Source organism: Pseudomonas sp. FW305-E2 (assembly GCF_058782925.1).
In genome coordinates this window covers 1-2,519 of sequence record NZ_JBYSYE010000091.1, presented here as the reverse complement: position 1 = coordinate 2,519, position 2,519 = coordinate 1, and the positions used below count along the sequence as shown (strand labels likewise).

General features: G+C 60.7%; 1 protein-coding gene. It reads left to right on the top strand.

Annotation, left to right across the window (positions count from 1 at the left end):
- Window positions 1-2,519 (top strand): immunoglobulin-like domain-containing protein (locus tag AC3WLP_RS27805; protein ID WP_492576395.1); only part of this gene is annotated, 2,519 nt, incomplete at both ends.

Below are 2,519 nucleotides of genomic sequence, written 5' to 3'. Positions count from 1 at the left end.
GATTTCCAGACCCCGGCCAATGACGTCTACAACAACGGTTCGACCGTCAGCGTCACCATCGAGAACGCCACGGGCGGTAATTTCGAGCAACTGACCCCGAACCCGACGCCGGCTCAGACCACGATCAACGACTCGGTCGACACCACCACTGCAACCCTGACCGCCTCGCCAAGCGTGACCGAAGGCGGCGTGATCACCTACACCGTGACCCTGAGCAATCCTGCCCAGACGCCGGTAACCGTGACCCTGTCCAACGGTCAAACCATTACCGTTGAAGCCGGCAAAACCCAGGGCAGCGTCGATTTCCAGACCCCGGCCAATGACGTCTACAACAACGGTTCGACCGTCAGCGTCACCATCGAGAACGCCACGGGCGGTAATTTCGAGCAACTGACCCCGAACCCGACGCCAGCTCAGACCACGATCAACGACTCAGTCGACACCACCACCGCGACCCTGACGGCGAGCCCGTCGGTCACCGAAGGCGGCGTGATCACCTACACCGTGACCCTGAGCAACCCTGCCCAGACGCCGGTGACCGTGACCCTGTCCAACGGCCAGACCATCACCGTTGAAGCCGGCAAAACCCAGGGCAGCGTTGATTTCCAGACCCCGGCCAATGACGTCTACAACAACGGTTCGACCGTCAGCGTCACCATCGAGAACGCCACGGGCGGCAACTTCGAGCAACTGACCCCGAACCCGACCCCCGCCTCGACGGTCATCAATGACAGCATCGATACCGTCACCGTAAGCATTGTCAGCAATGGAAATGTGACCGAAGACCAGCAACCTTCCTTTACTGTGAAAGTTAGCCAGGCGCTGGACCGTCCGTTGACCGTAACCCTGTCGAACGGCGACACCGTGACGATCGAAGCCGGTAAGACCGAAGTCGAGTACAAGACCTCGGTTCAGGGCGATGACGTCTATCTTGATGCAGGCTCCATCACGCTCAGTGTTACCGACGCTACAGTTCCGGGTGCCACCTTCGAGAAGCTGGCCTTGGGTGGCCCGGCTACCGTTGAGATCTCGGACACTATCAGTGAAGTGGTGGCCAAGCTGACCGCCACCCCGTCGGTCACCGAAGGCGGCGAGATCACCTACACCATCACGCTGACCAACAAAGACGGTCTGCCGATCAACAACCACTCGGAGCTGTACTTCAAGCTGACCGACGGCACCACTGTCGTCGTGGCAGCGAACAGCACCACCGGTTCGGCCACTGCAACCGCCCCGGACAACGTCTATGTGGGCACTAACCAGCCGGTGGTCAATGCCATCGACGCGGTCAGCGGTGCAGATGCGTGGAAGTTCGAAAACCTGAACCTGGACAAGACCCCGGTCAGCACCCAGGTCACCGACGAGCCAGGTACCCCAGGCAGCGAAGGCGACATCGTCAAGGTCACCATCACGGCCGACCAGACTTCGGTGGCCGAGAACGTCAAACCGACCTTCACCGTACACATCAACACCGCCTTGGCTCACGACCTGGTCGTGACCCTGAGCAACAATGCTCAGGTCACCATCAAGGCTGGCGAGACCAGCGCGCCGTACACCCACGATGCGCAGGGCGATGACGTCTATCAGGACGCTGGCGAAATCAGCCTGGGCATCAACTCGGCGGTGGACGCCACTGGTGCTGCGTTCGAAAACCTGGAATTGGGCGGCAACGCTTCGGTTCAAGTGACCGACACCCTCGACGAAGTCGTGGCGAAGCTGACCGCGACCCCTTCGGTCACCGAAGGCGGCGAGATCACCTACACCATCACGCTGACCAACAAAGACGGTCTGCCGATCAACAACCACTCGGAGCTGTACTTCAAGCTGACCGACGGCACCACTGTCGTTGTGGCAGCGAACAGCACCACGGGCTCGGCGACTGCAACCGCACCAGACAACGTCTATGTCGGCACTAACGCGCCGGTGGTCAATGCCATCGACGCGGTCAGCGGCGCAGATGCGTGGAAGTTCGAAAACCTGAACCTGGACAAAACCCCGGTCAGCACGTCGGTCACCGACGAGCCAGGTACCCCAGGCAGCGAAGGCGACCTGGTCAAGGTCACCATCACGGCCGACCAGACTTCGGTAGCCGAGAACGTCAAGCCGACCTTCACCGTGCACGTCAACCAGCCGCTGGCTCACGACCTGGTCGTGACCCTGAGCAACAATGCCCAGGTCACCATCAAGGCCGGCGAAACCAGCGCGCCATACACCCACGCTGCTCAGGGTGATGACGTCTACAACGACGCTGGCCAGATCAGCCTGGGCATCACGTCTGCTGTGGATGTAGACGGTCGCACCTTCGAGAACCTGCAACTGGGCGGCAACGCTTCGGTTCAAGTGACTGACACCACCGATGAAGTAGTGGCCAAGCTGACCGCGACGCCTTCGGTCACCGAAGGCGGTGAGATCACCTACACCATCACGCTGACCAACAAAGACGGTCTGCCGATCAACAACCACAGTGCATTGACCTTCACGCTGAGCGACGGCAAAACCGTCATCACCGTGCCGGCCAA